Genomic DNA, 22,984 nt, shown 5'->3' with positions numbered 1-22,984 from the left:
CCATCTCAAAGCCCAAAGGTAGAAGGAACTTGACATTTACTGAATTAAATGTTAATATAATAACAAAATTTTATATCATGCGAAGTAAATAATTGCAGTATCTGATATCTGAGCTGATATATGCTTTTTACAGTAGATGTTTGTAAAGATATCATAAAAAGAGAGACAATTATATGAAAAGCAGATTGTAGAACTGGGGTTTGCGTAGGCTCTAAAGGGTCTTGCCATACTATCAAAACTGGTGGTATGAAGTGAGTTAATGATTGATTAGCGAAGCTTAAACACTCTAACTCTATTTAAATATTAAATAGAGTTAGAGTGTTTTATTATTTTGTGGAAAGATGTAGTTTGGTTTGTATAATGATAGGATAAGGAGGCGAATATGAATAAAAAAGTTATAAAATTAAAGAAAGAACTTCACGAGCGAAATTTTACTCGGTTTGGATTGGATTTAAATTTAAATGTAACGATTATGTCAGCATTAGTATTAATTTCATTTATTATTTATTCACTATTCAATATAAAAGAGGCTTCAAAGAATTTAGAACAGTTTAAAGGGTTTATTATAAGTAATTTTGATAATGTATTTATTATAGCGGCCAACTTTTTTGTTATAGCATTAGTGAGTATTGCATTCTCAAAAGCAGGAAAGATCAGATTAGGCGGGTCTGATGCAAAACCAGAGTTTACGAATTTTGGATGGTATTCCATGCTTATGTCTGCAGGAATGGGTATTGGCTTAATGTTTTGGTCTGTAGGAGAACCAATATATCATCATATAGCTTCTCCTGTTTTTGAGAGTTCAAATCGGAATTACTCTGCATTGGCAACAACTTTCTTTCATTGGGGCCTACATCCATGGGCTATCTACGGGATCATATCTTTGGCGTTAGCATATTTTACCTTTAACAAAAAACTACCCTTATCACCACGATCTTTTTTCTATCCTATTATTGGAGAAAGAATTTTTGGATTTTTTGGAGACGTTATTGATTCATTAGCAGTATTAGCAGCACTGGCAGGGTTGGCTACATCCCTTGGATTAGGTGTTCAGCAAATCAATAGTGGTCTAACTCATTTATTTAAAATAGAGTATTCTGTAACTGTACAAGTAATTCTTATTTCGTCTATTACTTTAGTTGCAACTGCATCAGTAGTATCAGGTATAGATAAAGGAGTTAAGTTTTTAAGTGAAATGAATATGAAGGTAGCATTTATGATGATGCTCCTTATATTAGTAATAGGTCCTACAGCATTTATTTTAAAGAGTATGGTGTTTTCATCTGGACTATATGTAAAGGATTTAATTCAAGTATCCTTGTTTGTCAATAAGATGAACACGGATTGGTCTCATAATTGGACTGTATTTTACTGGGCTTGGTGGATTTCTTGGAGTCCATTTGTAGGGATGTTTATTGCAAAAGTATCTAAGGGCAGGACAATTAGAGAATTTATTGTAGCTGTATTATTGATACCTACAGTTTTATCTATTATATGGTTAAGTATTTTTGGTTCTACCGCATTGTATACAGATGCAGGAGTATGTGGAGCTTTGAGTCAAGTTGTATCTGAGAATCTGTCTATTGCATTATTTGAAATGATAGATTTTATGAAATCTCCAATCTTAATAGACTTTGTAAAAGTTTTAGTAAATGGTATTGGTGTATTTTTAATTATAACATTCTTTGTTACATCTAGTGATTCAGGGTCCCTAGTTGTAGATAGTCTTGCGAGTGGTGGGAAAATTAATTCTCCAGTGCCTCAAAGGATATTTTGGGCACTTATGGAAGGCGTTATTGCTGCAGTATTATTGATTGTTGGTGGTCATAAAGCATTATCTGTATTACAAGCAGCAGTTATCACCACAGGATTACCATTTGCTGTGATCATTAGTATTGTTACGATAGTATTGATCCAAGAGTTTATGATTGGTAAAAAAGATAAGAAAGAGGTTATTGAGTATAGTAAGTAAATATTTAAAATAATAAATGACCAAATCAAAAAACTACTCTTTAAAAAAAGAGTAGAGTTTGTAGACAGCGTGCCCAGCGAAGCTGTAATTTACTTGCTGATGAAAGTTCAGTCTAGGTAATTGCCAAGAAGCCTAGTAGCTATAAGACCAGTGCTATCAGAGATGGTAATACTGAAGCGTCTTGAAAATGTGCTCTAGTAGTGCTAGCAAAGATGCAGACCGTAACATAAAGTGAATCCTGCAGCACTGTTATCTCAACCCGTTAGGGAGAAAAGAGGAAGACGAGTCTCTTGTCTTAAGATGAAGTCCATGGAATGTGTGAAGAACTTGGATTACAGCACAGAAGAATCCTCTGGTGTATGGGGAGCGGTATGTATCGAAAGTAAATTATGGAACTGGGGAGACCCTACTTTACACAGCGATAGCTGTAAAGCAGATGCATATAAGCCGATAGGTGAAATTACATTCTAGTAGGGAGGGAGTCGGAGGGGAACATAGTACCAAATATGGAATGGACAACAAAACCATTCTTAGGAAAGGTTCCCTACTTTGTTCACGTTTTCTGAGGAGGTAAGAGTGAGTGAATGTCCAAAAGACTAACGACACCATAGATAAAGTTCGACAACTTCAAAGGAAACTATACCAATCAGCCAAGAGTAATAAAAGCAGAAGGTTTCATGCTTTATACGATAAGATATATAGAAAAGATGTACTTGAGAAGGCATGGAAACAAGTCAAAACTAATAAAGGAAGTGCAGGAGTAGATGAACAAACTATAGCAGACATTGAAGATATTGGGGTAGAAAAGATATTAGAGGAAATACAAATTCAAATATCAAAAGGAACATATAATCCACCACCAGTATTAAGAAAAGAAATTCCGAAGGATAATGGAAAGGTAAGACCTCTAGGAATTCCCACAGTAAAAGATAGAATAATACAAACAGCAACAAAGATAGTGATAGAACCTGTTTTTGAAGCTAATTTCAAGGAATGTTCTTATGGATTTAGACCTAAGAAAAATCAGCATCAAGCACTTGATAAAATAAGGCGAGCTTGTAATAACAAAGGAATGTGGGTGTTAGATGCAGATATATCAGGATACTTTGATAATATAAATCATATGAAATTATTACTGCTAGTTGAAAGACGAATAAGTGATAGGAGAGTAATTAAGCTTATACGAAAATGGCTAGAAGCAGGAGTAATGAAGGATGGGATAGTTGTTCAAAGTGAACTGGGAAGTCCTCAAGGAGGTGTGATATCTCCATTACTAGCAAATATTTACTTAGATTACCTAGATACGGTATGGGAGAAACATTACAAGCATTTAGGTAAACTAATTAGATTTTGTGATGACTTTGTAGTTGTTTGCAAGAACTATAAAGATGTAAAACATACACATAAAGCTATAAGCCTTATAATGCAAAGATTAGAATTGAATCTAAATAAAAGCAAGACGAAAATTATATCTTTATGGGAAGGAAAAGAAGGTTTTGATTTTCTAGGGTTTCATAATCGTAAGGTTAAGACAAAGACTATAGATGGTAGAATCTACTATACACTTATCCAGTGGATTAGTAATCAATCAATAAAGAAAATATATGACAAAGTTAAGAAGACTCTAGATAGGAAAACCCTATATGTCTCTAGTAAAGAAATGGTTAAGACATTAAATCGAAAGATTATAGGATGGCGAAACTATTATGGATTGTCACCATTCAATAAACTGGTGAAGATTGATAAATATATAAGAAAGCGGCTAGTCATTTGGTTTAACAACAAAAGACAGGCACGAAAGAGAAAAGAATTTTATGAAATAGTAAGTCGATTTAATGATATGGGCCTAAAATATGTTGCTTAAAAACTCGTAATGCAGATGGAAGAAGAACATCGGAAAGCCGTATGAGGGAAAACCTCACGTACGGTTTGATGAGGAGATGGTGGAAGAGATTAAATCAAATCCACCATTTTACTCTACAAGTCATAAAAAACGTCACTGATTTTCAAATTTGGAAAATATGAAGAAACGATCGAAAATAGTCTTACAAACTCGCTATGCTCAAACAGTGTAATGCTAATGATTTTCTCACTTATTCTATATTTTCACAAATTCTCAATAATTGTTCCTTATTTTTATGACTTTGCTAAAATATAGTTTGTCAGCAGACTGTATTCTTTAAAAAAAGAGTAGGTTTTTAACTAAAAAGATGAGTTAAATTATTTTATGGGAATCTTGGCATGAATAATATTTTTTGTTTTGCTTATTTTTTCATAAAATAACATTCTATCTTTTTTGATGATACAAAGCAAAAGGTGTAAAAATAGTATTGTATTGATTACAACAACGATCAACATGACAATAAGAATATAATGCACAAATTCACTTTTATTAATGTCAATTGTTTTGAAAAGAAGTTTATTTACACCAAATACACCATAATACAAAATCCCATAACGAGTGAATACTTCTTTAAAAGATAGTTTTTCTTCTTGTCCTTTGATTTTTATTTTTAATAAGGATTTACCAATTGTTTTTCCGTTCGTAAAGTAGACGATTAAAATAAAATATATGAATATGACTATACCTTCCATCAATATGTTATCTTCTATATGAGGAATAAATCCTAAGATAGACCAATCTATAAAAAAGGCTAAAAATCTTCTAACATAACTTACACGCATTTCTTGTAAATTCATATTTTGATCTAATTCATTAGATTGTGGGAGAAAGAATGTAAATACTGGTGCTATAAAATAGCCAATACATCCTCCAAGAGTGTTTAGAAGTAAGTCATCCACGTCAAAAATTCGATAAGGAGCATTGTATATACCATATAAACCTGTGAGTTGAGTGATTTCAAAAAATAATGAAACTAAAAAAGTTATGAATATAGTTTTTTTCAAATCTTTTCTAAAGTAATATCTTAAATAAATTCCAAGAGGAGTAAGTAAGATTCCATTAAATGCAGCCTGTAAAAAAGCTCTTTCTTTGAGTATGTTTATAAATGTTGAAGGATTTGTAAATACTACTGTTGTTTCTTTTAGAAAGTCAAAAATGAAGTTAAAAGGAATCAATTGGTAATACTGTGTTCCTTCTCTTTGTAAACTACGAACATCAAAAGTTTTAGGAAGAGGTAATATAACAAGATAATAAGCCACCATTAAATAGAGCAAAAAAGAATATAAAACAAACACTCTAAGTTTGTTGATATATCCGTATTTTCTATACTGGTAGATGATAAATGGAAATGTAAAGAAAAAAGCTAAAAGAGGAAATGTTATAAATGCTACTTTAATAGGGAACAGATATGTTTGCATGAATTAAACCTCCAATCATTGTATCAAAGTATTGAATATTTTTATTATACACTTTTGAAGGGTGTTTCAACCATCCATATTGAATATAAATAAAAAATAGGGTATATACCCTATAAATATCAAAATTATTTTATTGAGCTATCAAAATAAACATTTACATAAGGTTTCCTAGATTTACAAGAAGAGGAAGCATGAAAGGAACTAAAAATGTTAATATGGTGCCTGTAATCAGCGCCACAAGCCCTAGTTCTACACCAACAAATTTAGTGACTGGAACAAGCATGGTGTCCATATTTCCTGCTGCCCCACTGGCTATAGGACTACCTTTACTAACTTTTATCAAAAGGGGAAGAAACAAAACTGTAAGAAATTCTCTAGAAACATTTACAAGAAATCCATAGGCTCCTACTTCAATACCAAATTTTTGAGTTAAATAAGCACCTGTAATACTATAATAGCTCATACCACCTGCTGCTGAAACTGTGATGTAAGTAGGCATACCTAATAGGATTCCAGAGACAAATCCACCTACCAAGCTTCCTATGATAATAGTTGTAGGAATTAAAATAATCTTAAACCCTAAAATACGAACATATTGTAATATATTTTTGTGCATTCCAAAACTAATTCCTACTCCTATGTATAAGATGACTAAAGAGATGGTAAGTGTATGATCTAACATAAAAGATTTTTTAAAAAGAGGTACTAAATAACCAATAACAATTCCTAAAATGATGCAAACAGGAATAATCCATACAAGGGGTGAAGTAGGTTTTTTTTCTTCTTCTTCAATATTTACTTCTTGGGTAACAGCAATATTTTCACAAGCAAGTTGACTTTGAACAGATCCTAAAGAGAGAACGGTTTTTTCTAATAATACAGTAAATAAAACACTAAATGCTATGGCTGTGGCTGCAGTAAATAAACATCTAAAACCCAACAAACCCAAGCTATGAATCAAAGAATCGTTACTTCCAATTTTAGCACCTAAAGTGAGCATTAAGACAACTAAACCTACATTAATGATTGGATCTACTAATTTGATAATTTTGTCTACCCATTTGCTAAAACCAATTAAAGAGCCAATACCAAGACAAATAAATGGAAGCCATGTCATATAAATCCCTCCTCATTATGGATTACCTATTTCGATACTAAAAGATTATTTCCTTCTTCTCTTTGTAAAAAAATACAGAAATGTGAAAAAACAAATAAATGTTTTATAATATTAGGTATTGACATAAAAGAAAGATGAGTATATCATATAAGCAATCAATAACAATCTTAAACATAAATTCTATGAAGAGAAAAAGTAAGTAATATTTTGTTCTGCAGAGAGTTGGCATTTTGCTGAAAGCCAATGTTCAAGATATGACCCAAAATCATCTCTGAGAAGCAATGCTGAAATATTTAAGTAAGCAGCGCCGGAGTCTTTCTCCGTTAAAGGATAAGCGTATTGTTGGATACGTAACTAAGAGCTATAAATGTCTTATTTTTATAGGATTATTTATAGAATTAGGGTGGTAACGCGGTTAATCCCGTCCCTTGTTTTTCAAGGGACGGGTTTTTTTATTTTGTTGAAAGGTGGCGATGTTATGGATAGCGAGGATGGTATTATTCACTATAAAAAAACGTAGCTATTTAAATCAATAGGGAGGATGTTTACAATGAAAAAATTATCAAAAAAAGATTTATTACTTATAGGACTTATGCTTTTTTCATTATTCTTTGGAGCTGGTAATTTAATATTTCCACCATTTTTAGGTCAATCAGCAGGTTCAAAAACTTGGGTAGCAATGGCTACGTTTTTTATAACAGCAGTTGGATTTCCTGTTTTAGGAGTAGTTGCAGTTGCAAAGTCTAATGGATTAACTAATTTGGCAAAAAGAGTGAATCCTGTGTTTGCAAGTATTTTTACAGTATTAATCTATTTATCCATAGGACCTTGTTTAGGAATTCCAAGAGCAGGTAGTTTACCTTTTGAAATGGTAGTAGCACCATATTTACCAGAGAGTGTATCCAATACTTTAGCATTATTGTTATTTACATCTGTATTCTTTGGAGTAGCTTATTGGCTTTCTTTATCACCAGCTAAACTAGTAGATCGGATGGGCAAGGTATTAACACCTACATTGTTAGCTTTAATTTTAGTTATATTTGTAGGATCTTTATTTAAACCATTAGGTAGTTATGGTGTAGCAACAGGAGAATATGTAACTTCTCCATTAGTAAAAGGATTTTTAGATGGATATTTGACAATGGATACAATAGCGGCTTTAAATTTTGGAATTGTTATTGCTTTAGCAATCAAATCTAAAGGAGTTAAAGATGAAAAAGTAGTAGTTTCAACATCAATAAAAGCTGGATTAATAGCAGGAACTTTATTAATAATTATTTATTCATTGCTTGCACATTTAGGAGCAGCTAGTGGAGGAAGATTTGGGGCTGCTGAAAATGGAGCACATACTTTAACAAATATTACAACTTATATATTTGGAAAACCAGGAGCAGTACTTTTAGCAGTTGTATTTACTTTAGCTTGCCTAACAACTAGCGTTGGACTTATTACTTCATGTAGTCAATATTTTGAAACATTAACGAATCAAATATCTTATAAAAATTGGGTTAGAATATTATCTTTATCTAGTATGCTTCTTGCTAATATGGGACTTACAAAAATCCTTGCTGTATCAGTGCCAGTGTTAATTGCAATCTATCCAATATCAATAATGCTTATCGTACTTTCTATGTTAGATTGCATATTTAAAGAAAGATTTGGTGTTTATAGATCAACAATACTATTTACTGGAATTGTAAGTGTAGTTGAAGCATTGAGTCAAGTGGGAATAAAATTAGGATTTTTTACAAATTTATGTAGTCAATTACCTCTTTATGCAGAAGGGTTAGGATGGGTACTTCCAGCATTAGTTGGAATGTTTTTAGGAGCAGTAATTGAAATTGTAAATGGAAATTTATCATATAATAAAGCTTTTGAAAAAGCTTAAGGGTAATCATAAAGTTTATGAATTATATGGTTGCTTTAATATTTTTAAATTTATAATAAAAAATGTTCTAATATTGAAATTATAATTTTAGAAGGCGATTTTAGCAATCGCCTTTTTGTGTTTTACATATTTGTTACCTCCATTATTATGAGATACATTAATTATTGATTGCTATAATATAAAAATTCTTATTATAATTAAACCAAATATTCATATTTCCTTCCCCAAACAGAACTCCTTGTGCATTTACAAACATATTTGTAGTAAAAGAATTTTTTATTACATCTTTAAAGGTTGGATTAAAGATTTGATCATAATTTTTAATAAAATCTTCTTTATTTTTTATTTCAATCTTTTTCTGATGAAGGGTAACAGATATGGGATAAGAAATCAGTGAAGCGATCTTTTCTTTTTCATTACGGATGATATAATTTTGAAGGGTTTTTGCAAAGTCCTCTACCTCTTGATCAGATGAAACACCTATTATTTCATAGCGATGATTATATTTGGCATAAATTATATTGAATAGAGATACTTTAAAAGGCATAGATTTTTTACTTTTATTATCTATATAAGTTCCTTCAATACCATCAATAGTTTTCATATTACCCTTGAATACTCCTATATTTTTCTCATTTTTATTAAGCTTATCTAAGGTGATATATGTACCTTTTATTTTTCCGTTTAAGTGTATTGTTTCATGAGATTTCTCATCCACATAAGTCCCTACAATTTTATTTTCTAAAGGATAAAGACTTATTTGTATTTTAAGATCTTTTCCTAAAGTGCCTTCATAGTCATAATAGGCTTTTTCGAATTCTATTTTTTTATCATTTTCTTTTGATTTTGAAATATTTGTATCATTATAAAAATATTTTATATGGCTATTCATCTTATACAAACCTAACATACATATTCCTAATAAAATGAAAATAAGTAAAACTTTTTTCATAAATACTTCTCCCCTTATAAATTGTAAAAAGAATAAGTGTACATTTTAAGTAATCATACTATTTTAAATGTATCATGCATAATATGGAAATGAGTTACAAAAAAGATATAATATCCTTATATTCTATGATGAAAAGAAAACAGATATGTTTTATTTGTATACTGTTTTTTCAAAATACATAGGAAATTTATTGTATAAATGTTAGAATATATAAATACAGTAAAATATAATCATAAAATAATTTAATGTAAGAATTGATAATATGTACTTGATTTTAAATCATAGTAAAAAGGAGGGGATGGTTTGATAGATCAGCTTACACAAATGTTGGTATTTGACAAAATTTATTGGTATTTAGCCATACCTTTTACAGTATTATTAGTCATACAGCTTATAGGAACTTTTGCAGGAATTGGGAGCGAAGATGATTTTGATAGTGGAGAAGATGGATTAGATATAGGAGAAGATGGTGATTGTGAATCTGGTTTTCAAGTATTTACTATAAAAAATTTTATTACTTTTTTTTCAGTATTTGGATGGGCAGGACTAACATTCTCCCATGCAGGTCTAGGGCAATTTACGACGATAGTTCTATCTACTATACTAGGGATTTTCATATTATTCATTGTATCATCACTTTTTTATTTTACAACGAAATTAACGGATAATGGAACTATGAATATGCAACGAGCGAAAGGGGTGACTGGAGAAGTGTATATTCCTATTCCACCCAAAAGAAATGGAGTAGGAAAAGTAAATGTTACCTTTGAGGGAGCTTTTAGAGAACTTGATGCTATGACAGATGAAGAAGATGTAGTGCCAACAGGAACGATGATTGTGGTAAAAGACATCATCGGTAATAGTATTTTATTAGTTGAAAAAGTTAATAAGGGGGATGTGCAATGGGCTCAGCATATGGATTAATTTTAATAACAGTGATTGTAGTGATTATATTCGGAACAATTTCAACACTTTTTACAAGATATAAAAAGTGTCCATCAGACAAGATTCTAGTTATTTATGGTAAAGTAGGAAAAGTTGGAGATGAAAATAGATCCTCTAAATGTATTCATGGGGGAGCTGCTTTTATATGGCCAGTCATACAGAGTTATCAATTTTTAGATCTTACTCCTTTATCAATAGAAGTTAATCTTCAAAATGCTTTGAGTAAACAAAATATTAGAGTAGATGTTCCTTCTAGATTTACAGTGGGAATTTCTACTGAGCCTGGGATTATGCAAAATGCAGCTGAAAGATTATTGGGATTGGAACTTCCTGAAATACAGGAGCTAGCAAAAGACATTATCTTTGGGCAATTAAGATTAGTGATTGCAACTATGAAGATAGAAGAGATCAATACGGATAGAGATAAATTTTTGGAAGCTGTTTCTAGTAATGTAGAAACAGAGCTTAAAAAGATAGGCTTGAGATTAATCAATGTGAATGTTACAGATATAAACGATGAGTCAGGATATATAGAGGCATTAGGAAAAGAAGCAGCAGCAAAAGCTGTAAATGATGCGAAAAAGAGTGTTGCTGAAAAAGATAGAGATGGTTCTATTGGGCAGGCACAAGCTAGAAGAGATCAAAGGGTGAAAGTAGCTGAAGCAGATGCTATAGCTGTAGAGGGTGAAAATAGATCTAAAATTATTATAGCCAATTCTGAAGCTGAAAAAAGAGAAAAAACGGCTGAGGCAGAAAGAAGAGCAAGCGCAGCTGAAAAGGTTCAATCAGCAAAGGCATTAGAGGAAGCTTATTTAGCTGAAGAGGAAGCAGAAAAATCTAGGGCTAGAAGAGAAAAAGCTACAAAAGAAGCAGACGTACTTGTTCATGCAGAAGTGGAAAAACAAAAAATAGAAATAGAAGCAGAAGCACAAGCAGAGGAATTTAGAAGAATCGCTAGAGGAGAAGCAGATGCCATATTTGCTAAAATGGATGCACAAGCTAGAGGTACAAAAGAAATGCTTGAAAAACAAGCAGAAGGTTTTAAAAAACTTGTGGAAGCTGCAGGTGGAATTCCAGAAAAAGCTGTGATGATGATGATTGCAGATAGACTTCCAGAAATCGTGAAAATACAAGTAGAAGCAATCAAAGGAATCCAAATTGATAAAGTAACTGTATGGGATAATATGGGTGGAGACAAAAACGGCGGTAAACCTGCTACGGCGAATTTCTTATCAGGAATGTTACAATCTCTACCACCTCTACAGGATGTATTTAATAGTGCGGGATTAGATTTACCTAATTATCTTTTAAAAAAGAAAGAAATACCTATGAGTACAAATGAAGTAAGTAAAGAAGAAAATGTGGAAATTGATGAAAAGCAAGAGCAGTCTAATGAAGTCAAATAGATAAAATGGAAAACAGCAGTCATAAAATTAGAAGAATATAAATTTTATGATTGCTGTTTCTTTATTCATTAGGAAACTATATAAATGAACAATGACCATAGGAATATGCGAATTTTTTTATTCTATATAAAAAATTATTAAATAAAAGAATCGGTAATTTTAAATTTATTGAAGATTTTTACCATATGATAGTATATGATAAAAAAATAGAAAAATATGCCGAAAAATATAGTAGTTTCTACCAAAACAGGAAGGGGAAATAAGATGCAGGATCACAAAAATTTTCAAGTGAATTTAGAAGGAATCATAGCTTTACTTTCAGAAAATTTATATAGCAATCAAAGTGTATTTTTAAGAGAAGTCCTTCAAAATGCAGTAGATGCAATCACAGCTAGAAAAAAAATAGATGATACAATCCGTGAAGTGATTACTTTTGATTTATATCAAGATACTTTACTCATTGAAGATAATGGGATCGGACTTTCAAAAGAAGATATAGAAAGTTTTTTATCTGTAATTGGACAGTCCTCTAAAAGAAATCAAAATGATCTTTTGAATAATGATTTTATAGGAAGATTTGGAATCGGACTTCTTTCTTGTTTTATCGTTTGTGATGAAATTACAGTAATTACAAGAAAACTTCATAGTGATGAAGTATACAAATGGGTTGGAAAGAATGATGGAACTTATCATATAAAGAAATTAGACATGAATATTGAGTATGGAACCAAAGTATATTTAAAGGCAAAAGAAGGATATGATGAATTTTTTTCGTATTCATATGTTTATAGAATGCTTAATCACTATGGAGGATTTTTACCTTATTCCATATTCTTAAATTACGAAAATGAAGCAGTCAAAATAAATAAGGACATCTATTCTTTGGTAGATGATCAAGAGAGTACCTATCAGTGGATGATTTTAGGCAAGGAAATATTTAAAGAAAAATTTATAGATTGTATTCCGATCTATTCTCATACTGCAAATATCAATGGAGTAGCTTATATTCTCCCTAGAAATGCAAGTATGGCATCTAAAATCAAAGGAAAAATTTATGTAAAAGGAATGTTTGTATCAGACCAATGTGAAAAACTAATACCTTCCTGGGCTTTTTTTACGAAACCTTTGCTAAACATTCAAAATATTAGACTTACAGCATCTAGAGAAGATTTTTATGAAGATTTTCAATTAGAAAAAATAAGAAATGAAATTGAGCAAAGTATGAAACAATACTTTTACAATTTGTATAAAAATGATCCCCAAAAATTAGAAAAAATAATCAATATTCATTATCAGTCTTTAAAGATCATGTCTGCAGAGGAAGATGAGCTTTACAAAATTATGATTCATTATTTTAAGTTTGAAACTACTATGGGAAAGATGACTTTATTTGAAATTTTCAATGAATACAAAAGTATAAAATATACGCTCACAGTAGATGATTATAAGCAAATTGAAAAAACTGCAAAGGCTCAAAACATATGTGTTGTCAATGGTGGGTATATCAACGATGTAGATTTAATAGAAAAGTTTAATTTTATAGTAGATCAATACGTTACAGAGATGATTACTCCAAAAGATATATCCGAGTGGTTTGATGAATTAAATTTTAAAGAAATGAAAGAAAGTGATGATTTTTTATATTTTGCAGATCAAGTATTAAAAAAACATAGTTGTAAAGCATCTATCAAAAAATTCAGTCCAGTAGATATTCCTGTGGTGTATCATTTGAGCAATGGGACGAAGATGTTAAAGGATATAAAAGAAACAAAAGAAGATTCTATTTCTGAAGATCATTTTATTTTGGCTGAATTGGCTTCTTCCTTTGAAGATTTATTTGAAGAAGAATTATCTGATTTATGTTTTAATTATGATCATCCTCTTATTAAGAAATTAATTGGTTGTGAAAATGAAGAAGTAAAAAAGTCTGTCATAGAGATATTATATGTTCAAGCTCTTATGGCAGGGCATCATAAAATAACAAAAGAAGAAAATAATTTATTTTCAAATGGAATAAATAAAATTATGGATTTAGTATTATAGGAGGGCAAAATGGATTATATAGACAAAATAGATGAATTAATATATGCTTCAGGTGATTTGTTATATGGAGATATGAATTCTGAGGATCCTCTGAAATATGAGAAAGCTTTAGTTCTTCTTAAAAAAGCTCGTCATATTGCAAAAGAAAACAATGATTTACAAAAGGAATATTTTATTAAAACAGAAATGATTTATGCATATGGATTTACAAATAAAGTTCAAATTAAGCTTATGGAATTTATATGGTGTATCAATCATATGAATAAAATAGAGTTATCTGAAGACATTGTATACAATTTAAGTTGGAATTATAAATTTATTGCAGAGGATATTTATAGGTTTCATAATGTATCTTTAGAAAAAATAGATTATATATTTGAAAATATGAAATCTTTTTATGAAATGAATGGTATGAGTTTAAAACCATACTATATAAATAAAATAGATGCCGCTATTGCAGGAGCTTATCCTAAAGAATATATAGATGAATGGTATAAACAATTTTTGATCGCGCCAGCAGATAAAGCATCGGATTGTAAATTATGTAATTTAAGACATAAGATTGGTTATTATTTGTATACAAATGACTTGGAATCTATCAAAAAAACTATACAAGAAATTTTAAATGAAAAAACAAAGTGTCCATCTGGTTTGTATGGGTCCTTATCTGAAATATTATTATATCTGTATGAAAATAAAGAGTATAATTTAGCCGAAAACTTTCATTTAAAAAGCATTAGAAAAATCAATGGAAAAAGCATATATTATGAAATGGTCTATCATCATATTCTATATTTATCAAATATAAATACATCTAAAGCTCTCAAAATATTTGAAAACAATTATAAAAATCATATAGATCAAAATAATACTATTGAGAAAATGTATTTTGATTTATCCGCTTATATATTATTTAGTAAAATGGATCAAGAGGGAATTAAAAGCTTTAAAATGAGACTCCCTAGGACTTCTCCTGTTTATAAAAGAGGTGGATATGATACAAATCATCTTATCAACTACTTCAAAGAAAGTGTCATCAAAAGCAAAGATGCTTTTGACCAAAGAAACAATAATACGATTATTTCAAAGGATATCAATAAAATTTTAAAAATATGTAATGTAGAGAAGTTGAATTAGTACTTCTTTAGTATACTTTATACAAAGATATAAAGAATCCTCTGTTTGAGAGGATTCTTTATATCTTTATTTGGATAAATGAATTGTAAATTCTTCTCCTACTTTTTTAAAATCATTACTTAATTTACCGCTTTTTTCAGGGAACTTTACTGCATAAAGGGCAAGAGTTAAAACTTTTGCATTTTCATTAAGATTTCTATCTATATTTGTAAGTTTAAATATTCCATGGCCATCACTTTCACTAGATAAATAAAAGTTAATTTCACTTCCTAAATCGTCATGTCCTTTTAGAATCATATCATAATCAGCACTGTTAGAATTTTTCTTATCTTTATGATAATAAATTTTTTGCCCTAAATGATTGCTAGTATATTTTTCGAGAGTAACTTTTTCTTTATTTGGAAGAGTAAAAGTATGATTTAGTAAAATTTCTTGAGTATCCAATGCCAGTTCATCTCCATTTGTTTTAAATTCAAAAACCCAATTTCCTGATTTTGTATCTCCATTCACAGTTACATTTGAAAATACAATTTTTATATTTAAGTCACCCTTTATATCATCATCTGTTAATTCATAAGCCATTACTTCTTGGATGGTATGATCGTCTATTTTTTGGGCTGCTCCTCCTGCTCCGTAACTTGCCATTCTTCCATTTATATAAATAGTACCATCAGCTTGAGCAAAGTTATCCTTTAATTGTTCATCTGTAGATATAGTATTTGAAACTACTAGCTCGTTATGATCTAAAATGACCTCGTTTAATTTTATGGTTACACCTTTTTTTGTGATAGATTGATTTAAAACAGTTTTATATTCATCTAAGTTTTTTTCTATTCTCAAAAAACCTGCTATATCATAGGCAAGGGCATGAATATTTGCCCATACAGTACCTTCTATATTGTTTCCTAAAAAACCTATAGCGAGTAAACCGATTAAAGCAGTAGCCATATATTTTTTATATGAATGATTTTTATTTTTGATAGATTTTTTAAAAGCTTTTTTCAAATGTTTTCTTTCTATATCTGTAAGTGCTTCTTCATCATATTCACTAAAATCAATATTTATATCATTGAAAAGATCATATATATTTTTTCCCATTTTTATCGCCTACTTTCTATAATATGAAACATTCTCTTTAATTTTTTTTTCCCTCTAGAGATTCTGTTATAGATTACATCCTTTTTTAGTCCTGTTTCTTTACTGATTTCATTTACTTCTTGTTCTTTTACATACAATTTAAGAAATAATTTTTTATCTTCATCTTTCAAGCAGTTTAATAATTCTTCTAAATCCTTGTTTAGTTCTTCTTTTGTAATTGCTTTTAGGGTAGAATCTTCTATAGATATTTCTACATAATCTATGTTTTGATTTTTTAAATCTTTTAAATATTTTCTTCGAAAATCAATGGTTTTGTATTTGGATATGGCTCCTACCCAATTTTTAAAAGTACTCTTACTTTCATTAAAGCTATAAATGTTATTCCAAATTCCTAATAATATATCATTAACACATTCTTCTTGATAGCTTTGTAAATTATATAGATGTTTTTTTACAATAGATTGAATCAATCCTCCATAATGATCTATTACATATTCTAAAGCCTTCTCATTTTGATTTTTTAATTGAAGAATAAAATTTTCTTCTGTAATCTTCATGTAATGCACGTCCTTCCAATAAGCTTATTGTTTCATTAAATTTTTGTTTTCACTTAATACTTCGTATGGAATTGTATATAATCTATCCATATATGGATAAAATTTTATTTTTTAAAATAATATAGAAACTTTTGAGAGAAAAACCATATTCAATGCGTAGTAATATATGAAAGGAGTTGAATATAGTGGAATACTCACAAAGTGCACTTGTGAAAGGAATTAAAGAAAAAGACGTACTAGCTTATGAACATATGATCAGCAAATATACAAAAGTAATTTATTGCCTAGCTTATAATATCTTATCTCCATCACTTAATAAAGAAGATATTGAGGAATGTGTGTCGGATGTATTTCTAGATGCATGGATAAAAATTAATGAATTTGATAAGGAAAAAGGAAATTTTAGAACATGGCTTTTAATTTTAACAAAATATAAAGCACTAACATATAAACGAAAGAAAGTACAAACTAATGTTATAGACATTGAGGAATTTGAAGTCAAAGATACTTATAACCTAGAGAAACAATTTTTTTTAAGGCAAGATCAAGAAAAGGTTATAAAAATTATTGATTCTTTTAACAAAATAGACAAAGAAATATTTTTCAGAAGATATTTCTTCGGAGAAAAAATAAATGATCTGGCAAAAGTTTTTCATTTATCTAGATCTGCTATAGACAACAGGCTTTTGAGGGGGAGAACGATTATAAAGGAGGCATTTTGTGATGAACGAAGATCAATTGATTGATTTATTAAAAAATCTAGATGATGATTTGGTGGAAAAAGAAATAAATAAATTATTAGAAGGGGTTGAAATAGATATGGATTCTATTCATAAAAAAGCTAATGAAAAATTAAGAAATAATAATAAAAAGGTAAAAAGCAGAAAAAAATTACCATATGTGGCAGCTGCTTGTGTATGTTTGTTTAGTATCACTGCTGTATATGCAGATGACATTTCCCAGGCAATTCAATCATTTTTTAATAAAACACCGGTTTATTCTACTGTAGTAGATGGAGAGGCATACTACTTAAAAGGAAGTAAATCTTTAGATAAGAATATTAAATTAGAAAGTGTAATGGTTTCAGAGGGAAATCTAGAAGTGGAGCTTTCTTCAGATTTGAGTGAAGAAGAATTAGAAAATATTAGTATTATCTCTAAAAATGATCTAAATACTATTTATGAGGTAGGAGGTTATTCTAAAGAAGGAGATAAATATTCTTTTAGCTTTGCAAATGAAAAAGAAAAGAATTATAATATTAAACCTTTTAAAGAGTTTACATTGATGATAGCAGGAAAGTCTTATGATGTTTCATTAGAAAAAGCGAAAAGCTTAGATGCAAACAGTAAAATATGTACAAATGATTCCCAAAAGAATATAGAGGGTGTCAATATGGGAGCTAAATTAATAGATAACAATGAAAAATTAAATATCCAATTGATTGCATCCTTTAATGATAAAGACTTAAAATTATCTTCTCTTGGAACACCAATAGATAAAAAAGTTGTATCAGTAACAGAAAATAAAAAAGATGGTATTTTTGGATCTGGAACAAGCAGTAGAACTGAGGATCTTTATGTATGGGATAAAATGAATAATAAATACAAGCTTGAAATTCCAAAGGATGCAAAAGGCCGTCCAGTAACAACCTTTGAAACAAATGCACCAAAGGGAGAAAATTTAACTGTAAAAGTGCCTGCTATTATTGCAGGTTATGAAAAAACAATGGATTCTTTCAAATTGGATATTCCTGAAAGTGGAGAAGCAAATGTAAACAAAGAAATTGATTTTAAAGTTCAAAAGGCGATTATGAAAAGTATTAAAAGAGTATCACCAACATCTGCTCAAATAGAATTTGAATTAAATACTCATAGAGATAAAAATATTACAATAAGATCATTTGACTTGTATAGCAAAGACTTTAAAAAAATATCTACTGAAATAAATGGAAACAAAGGAATTGTAAATTTAGAATTTGATAAAGATATGGAGAACACAAATATTGAAATATCTTATCCTGATTTTGTAATGAATGGAGATTGGACAATTGATATGAAATAAAAAAATCAAGCTAGGGAGATGAATTCCCTAGCTTGATTTTTAATTTTACAATTTAAAATTATCCATTTCTTTTCTTAATTCTTCTGATATTTCTTTCAATGCAATTGCATTTTGAGCTACTGTTTCTATACCTAATAATTGTTCTTGAGCAGAGGCAGAGATCTCCTCAGTACTTGCAGATGTTTCTTCTGATGACGCAGATATATTTTCTATTACTCCAACAATTTCTTCTTTTTTTTCATTCATTTGATCATATAGTTGAGTTACTTCTTTTGCTACTAATATGGTTTGATCTAATTCTGATTTTATATTTTCAAATATAGTTTTTGTTTCTTGGGTAACCTCGGAATTTTTTACTACAATTTCTAAACCATCCATAATTTCAGTTACTGCGTTGTGTGAAATTTCTTGAATCCCTTGAATTTTTTCCTTTATATCTTCTGTAGCTCTAGAGGTTTGTTCTGAAAGTTTTCTAATTTCATCAGCAACTACGGCAAATCCCTTGCCTGCTTCTCCTGCTCTTGCCGATTCTATAGAAGCATTTAATGATAAAAGATTCGTCTGACTTGCAATTTCTGTTATTGTATTTACAATACTAGATATATCAGATGATGTTTTTTCAACTTCTTGGACAATGACACTTACATTTTCAGATGATTTTTTATTTTTTATAGACCATTCTTCTAGTCTTAGAACAGTTTGTACACCTGTAGAGCTTAAAGTATCCATGCTACTTGTTTTCTCTACAATTTGTCTTGTACTTTCTAGGACTTGATCCATATTTTTAGCCAATTGATTGATTTGCTCAGCGCCTTTTTCTGTATCTAAAGCTTGTTCTTCTGTAGCTTTGGCCATTTCTTCAATAGCTGTGGTTATTTCATCTGTAGAACGAACACTATCTTCTGATATTTGAGAAAGTGTTGTGGATGCATCTGAAAGAGAATGACTTGTGTTTATAATTCCTTCAATCACTGATTTTAACTTTATTCTCATATCCATAATTGCTAAAGCCATGCTTCCTATTTCATCATTTCGTTTATCCAATTTTCGTCCTTCTTCATGAGTAAAATCCAAATCTGCTGTTTTTGAAACGATCTTTGAAAGAGATTGTATTGCATTTGTTATTTTACGAATGATCATCCACATTAGAATTCCAATTACTACAAAACTTATAAGTGAAATGAACACTTGGTACATAATAACACTTTTTACAATGTCCTTTATTCCACTTTCAGGGACTCCTATATCCATTACACCATATAGTTGCCCATCTTTATAGATAGGTTGCATAATATCATATGTCCAAATTTTTTGTACTTCTGCATACCATCTTGTAAATTGAGACTTGCCCTCGGTGGCTCCTTCTATGGTATATGTATCTTTATAAGTTTTTCCTATTTTTTGTGGATCGCTATGAGCAATGGCTTTTACATTAGTATTAATAACGATAGCATAAGTGACATTTTCTTGTTTTTCTTTTTCTTCCACAAATTTTTGAAGGATAGGGATTGGATCTTCTTCATTTGCTAGTATTTGTTCTGCTTGTTTTCCTATTTCGTATACTTGTTCTTTAGCTTTTGTAATTAATACATTTTTTATTTTGGTATTGATTACAATGGCAGTACATATAGTATTGACTGCAGAGGATAACAACAAAAAACCTACTAAAAACATTAATAAATACCGCTTGATACTTCCTTTGCTTTTCATATTTTTTCCTCCTTAAAATGATAATTATATTATTTATTTTTGTTAAAATCTTTTCTATATATGTAGTAATCGGTAGATGAGTATGGATGAGAGAGTGATTTAGAAAATATTTATATTATAACATGTGAACAAACTACGATCTAATGTTTTATTGGAAATTAGGAAATTAGGGAAATTAGGGACGGTTAAGCAATTTTAATTGTTTCTGAATTCAGGTTAGGGGTTAATTCATTTGTAGGTCAAAAACAATAGTAAAAAAACAATAACCGTCCTTTGTAATATGGAGTTAGAAGGATTATTCATTTTTCAAATTAGAAAGTCCGAACAATAGTCGAAATGGGTATATATTTTATGAAGGATATTAATGTAACTGTACCAGGGAAGATTTTTCTATACCCGTATTTAGACTATTATTCCATTTCAAAAGTATATACGTTTTGGCTGGTTGGGACTTGTTATTCCCGTTTAACGTGCAAGGCTGTGAACTTTGGGGAATGGAGTCTTAGATTTCAGCGATTATGTTTGTTGGAATGTGGAAGTTAAAGCCTGTACAGTTTTATGTAGACGAAGATTTTAATGTTGAAATTTAGGAATAGTTATAAAGCTATATAAACAATGAAAAAAGCAAATAAAAATAATTAAAAGCTCAAATAAAAAATAACTTCTATTTTTAATAAGAAGTTATTTTTTATTACAAGAAAACAATAAAGAATTAATAACGGTTTCTTGTAATAATATATAGCCTTGTAGTAATAATACATAAGGTAGATTAAAAACTATTTGACGATGTTGAGTTTAATTTAAATATATTGAAAGATTGATTGTCTAAAAAATCGAATGATCTAATTTGCTGAAATCCTGCTACCTTCATAACTTTACGTATCTCAATTTCTGATGTACTGTGATCAGTGCGTATGGGATAGCCCCTCTTTGTATTTGGAAGCCATTCAATAATAGCTATTTTTCCATTTGGATTTAGATTCTTTTGAATGTTCCTAAAATAAACTTCGGCATTATTTATGTGATGAAATACATTTCTTACGAATATGAGATTGCAAGTTCCATCTGGTAATACAAAGCCTGTCTCCTTTGCTATTATTGTTACGACATTTTGGATTTTCTGTATTTTGAGCTTATTGTTAATATATCTCAATAAGGCAGTGTTTGTGTCAACGGCGAAAACTTTTCCATTTTTCCCCACCATTTTTGCAAATTCAAAGGTAAAATATCCGCCTCCCGATCCAATGTCGGCTATCATGTCACCATCTTTGATTTGTAGACTTTCAAGTACTCGCTGAGAACCTGATTTTGCTCTTTTATTAAGCATGAATCCCCAGATATCAGTTAGTTTCATTTGTGTGTCCTCCTTGCTTTATCAGCTTTAATTTTTTGTGTAATTGAAGTGCAAAAACTGCAGTCAAGACAACTGTTAGCAAGTCCGCTACTGGCTGCGTCCAGATGACACCTTCAAGGTGGAACAACCGAGGGAAAATCAAAATGACGGGAATGAAAAATAATCCCTGGCGACCGATGCTGAGAAGTCCGCCTTCCTTTCCTTTCCCCATAGCAAGAAATAGTGCCATATAAACCATTTGAAATCCATAGAAGGGGAAAATAATTCCGTTTGCACGCAGAGCCTTAGTGCCAATATCAATCAATTCTACGTCATTCTCTGAAAAAAGCGATATGATGGAAGTAGGAAATATAACCATGAAAAGCGCTACGATGGTACAGAATATCGTAGACCATTTTAGAGATACTTTTGTGGCTTCACTCAGACGGTCATATCTTTTTGCTCCATAATTGTAACCGGCTATCGGCTGAAACCCTTTCATATAACCAAAAACCACATAGGTTCCAAGCGTCATAATTCTAGTCACTACGCCAATAGCTGCGACTGCTGAATCCCCGTACACGCTAGCTGCCGTATTGGAAAGACCCATTGCCGCGCTGGCTAAAATCTGAAACACAAGGATAGGTATTCCAACCTTGAATATCTCACCCAAAATTGTCCCATCAAAAGTAAAAAGCCGGATGGAAAAACGGAGATAACCTTTTTTGCCAAGAATAAACCATAAGTAAAGGTAGGTGGTTGCCATTTGAGAAATGACTGTTGCAATAGCGGCTCCCCGAATACCAAAGCCTAAAGGGTATATGAAAATTGGGTCTAATATCACATTTAAGATGCCTCCGATTAGCATAGATATCATCGTCAGCTGTGTACGGCCTTCTGCCGTGATCATATTGTTCATGGTTACATTCATTATATTCAGAATGGAGCCTGACACATAAATAAGGGCGTATTCTCTTGCATAGGGAAGGATTGTGGCTGTGGCGCCCAATGTAATTAATATTTTATCAAGGAAGCATAGTGAAATGATAATGGACACCACTCCGACGAACAGGCTAGAAAATAGCGCTGTTGATGCTGTCCGGTTTGCCTTCTCATCATTCCCTTCACCGAGCAAACGGGAAATATAGGATGCAGCCCCGCTTCCAAAGGTCATTCCAAGCCCGACGATAACCTGAACAATGGGGAATACGATAGACACGGCACCCATCTGGCTGGTTCCAAGCCCACCTACAAAGTATGCATCTACTACGATGTAAAGTGCAGAAACTATCATGCCTATCATTGTAGGTATACCTAGCTTAATAAGTATCTTCGGGATTTTTTCATCCCGCATCATTTGAAGTTTTTGAACATTCATATTCATTGAAATCAATTCCTTTCATAGTTTTAATCAGTATAGTTACTATACACTTTTGCTAAAAAA

General features: G+C 30.5%; 17 protein-coding genes and 1 other annotated feature. Of the genes, 9 read left to right on the top strand and 8 right to left on the bottom strand.

What is annotated here, in order from left to right; all coding sequences use genetic code 11:
• The first annotated feature begins 382 nt into the window (after positions 1-382).
• A complete protein-coding gene (locus BN2409_RS02100; RefSeq protein WP_053955015.1) occupies positions 383-1,972 on the top strand; it encodes a BCCT family transporter in 1,590 nt (529 codons plus the stop codon).
• Positions 1,973-2,552: 580 nt separating this feature from the next.
• Complete coding sequence (gene ltrA, locus BN2409_RS02095; RefSeq protein WP_053955014.1) at positions 2,553-3,836, top strand: group II intron reverse transcriptase/maturase; 1,284 nt, start codon at positions 2,553-2,555, stop codon at positions 3,834-3,836.
• A 356-nt stretch (positions 3,837-4,192) separates the two neighbouring features.
• On the opposite strand, the gene BN2409_RS02090 is transcribed toward ltrA, so the two are convergent.
• Positions 4,193-5,293: a VanZ family protein gene (locus BN2409_RS02090; protein ID WP_053955013.1), complete on the bottom strand. Its 1,101-nt coding sequence runs from the start codon at positions 5,291-5,293 to the stop codon at positions 4,193-4,195.
• A 154-nt stretch (positions 5,294-5,447) separates the two neighbouring features.
• A complete protein-coding gene (locus BN2409_RS02085) occupies positions 5,448-6,410 on the bottom strand; it encodes a LysO family transporter (protein WP_053955012.1) in 963 nt (320 codons plus the stop codon).
• A gap of 173 nt (positions 6,411-6,583) precedes the next feature.
• Positions 6,584-6,842, top strand: a binding site (T-box leader).
• A 118-nt stretch (positions 6,843-6,960) separates the two neighbouring features.
• On the opposite strand from BN2409_RS02085, the gene brnQ reads away from it, so the two are divergent.
• Positions 6,961-8,298, top strand: coding sequence for a branched-chain amino acid transport system II carrier protein (gene brnQ, locus BN2409_RS02080; protein ID WP_053955011.1), 1,338 nt, complete (start codon positions 6,961-6,963; stop codon positions 8,296-8,298).
• A 157-nt stretch (positions 8,299-8,455) separates the two neighbouring features.
• On the opposite strand, the gene BN2409_RS02075 is transcribed toward brnQ, so the two are convergent.
• A complete protein-coding gene (locus BN2409_RS02075) occupies positions 8,456-9,250 on the bottom strand; it encodes a hypothetical protein (RefSeq protein WP_053955010.1) in 795 nt (264 codons plus the stop codon).
• 303 nt (positions 9,251-9,553) lie between these two features.
• Here BN2409_RS02075 and BN2409_RS02070 point away from each other — a divergent pair, with 303 nt between their 5' ends.
• The 4 genes from BN2409_RS02070 to BN2409_RS02055 all read left to right on the top strand — a co-directional run bounded on the left by BN2409_RS02070 (position 9,554) and on the right by BN2409_RS02055 (position 14,781).
• Positions 9,554-10,174, top strand: a complete 621-nt coding sequence (locus tag BN2409_RS02070; protein WP_053955009.1) for a hypothetical protein — start codon at positions 9,554-9,556, stop codon at positions 10,172-10,174.
• A complete protein-coding gene (locus tag BN2409_RS02065; RefSeq protein WP_053955008.1) occupies positions 10,153-11,601 on the top strand; it encodes a flotillin family protein in 1,449 nt (482 codons plus the stop codon). The genes BN2409_RS02070 and BN2409_RS02065 overlap by 22 nt, the downstream gene beginning before the upstream one ends.
• Before the next feature lie 264 nt (positions 11,602-11,865).
• Complete coding sequence (locus BN2409_RS02060) at positions 11,866-13,644, top strand: HSP90 family protein (RefSeq protein WP_053955007.1); 1,779 nt, start codon at positions 11,866-11,868, stop codon at positions 13,642-13,644.
• Between the two features lie 9 nt (positions 13,645-13,653).
• Positions 13,654-14,781, top strand: coding sequence for a hypothetical protein (locus BN2409_RS02055; protein ID WP_053955006.1), 1,128 nt, complete (start codon positions 13,654-13,656; stop codon positions 14,779-14,781).
• A 66-nt stretch (positions 14,782-14,847) separates the two neighbouring features.
• Here BN2409_RS02055 and BN2409_RS02050 read toward each other — a convergent pair whose 3' ends face one another.
• On the bottom strand, positions 14,848-15,879 hold the full coding sequence (locus BN2409_RS02050; RefSeq protein WP_053955005.1) for a DUF4179 domain-containing protein: 1,032 nt from the start codon (positions 15,877-15,879) through the stop codon (positions 14,848-14,850).
• A gap of 2 nt (positions 15,880-15,881) precedes the next feature.
• Entirely contained in the window at positions 15,882-16,436 is a 555-nt protein-coding gene (locus BN2409_RS02045) for a sigma-70 family RNA polymerase sigma factor (RefSeq protein ID WP_053955004.1), read from the bottom strand.
• A gap of 185 nt (positions 16,437-16,621) precedes the next feature.
• Here BN2409_RS02045 and BN2409_RS02040 point away from each other — a divergent pair, with 185 nt between their 5' ends.
• Both BN2409_RS02040 and BN2409_RS02035 read left to right on the top strand, forming a co-directional pair.
• Positions 16,622-17,182: a sigma-70 family RNA polymerase sigma factor gene (locus BN2409_RS02040; protein WP_053955003.1), complete on the top strand. Its 561-nt coding sequence runs from the start codon at positions 16,622-16,624 to the stop codon at positions 17,180-17,182.
• Entirely contained in the window at positions 17,160-18,497 is a 1,338-nt protein-coding gene (locus BN2409_RS02035; RefSeq protein WP_053955002.1) for a hypothetical protein, read from the top strand. The genes BN2409_RS02040 and BN2409_RS02035 overlap by 23 nt, the downstream gene beginning before the upstream one ends.
• 45 nt (positions 18,498-18,542) lie before the next feature.
• On the opposite strand, the gene BN2409_RS02030 is transcribed toward BN2409_RS02035, so the two are convergent.
• From BN2409_RS02030 to BN2409_RS02020, 3 genes are all read right to left on the bottom strand, one after another.
• Complete coding sequence (locus BN2409_RS02030) at positions 18,543-20,207, bottom strand: methyl-accepting chemotaxis protein (protein ID WP_053955001.1); 1,665 nt, start codon at positions 20,205-20,207, stop codon at positions 18,543-18,545.
• A gap of 769 nt (positions 20,208-20,976) precedes the next feature.
• A complete protein-coding gene (locus BN2409_RS02025; protein WP_053955000.1) occupies positions 20,977-21,561 on the bottom strand; it encodes a class I SAM-dependent methyltransferase in 585 nt (194 codons plus the stop codon).
• On the bottom strand, positions 21,548-22,924 hold the full coding sequence (locus BN2409_RS02020) for an MATE family efflux transporter (RefSeq protein WP_053954999.1): 1,377 nt from the start codon (positions 22,922-22,924) through the stop codon (positions 21,548-21,550). Before BN2409_RS02020 ends, BN2409_RS02025 begins: the two co-directional genes overlap by 14 nt.
• Between the last annotated feature and the right edge of the window lie 60 nt (positions 22,925-22,984).

This window comes from Inediibacterium massiliense (assembly GCF_001282725.1).
In the GTDB taxonomy this organism is placed as follows: Bacteria; Bacillota; Clostridia; order Peptostreptococcales; family Thermotaleaceae; genus Anaerophilus; species Anaerophilus massiliensis.
This window is presented reverse-complemented; position numbering and strand designations above follow the sequence as displayed.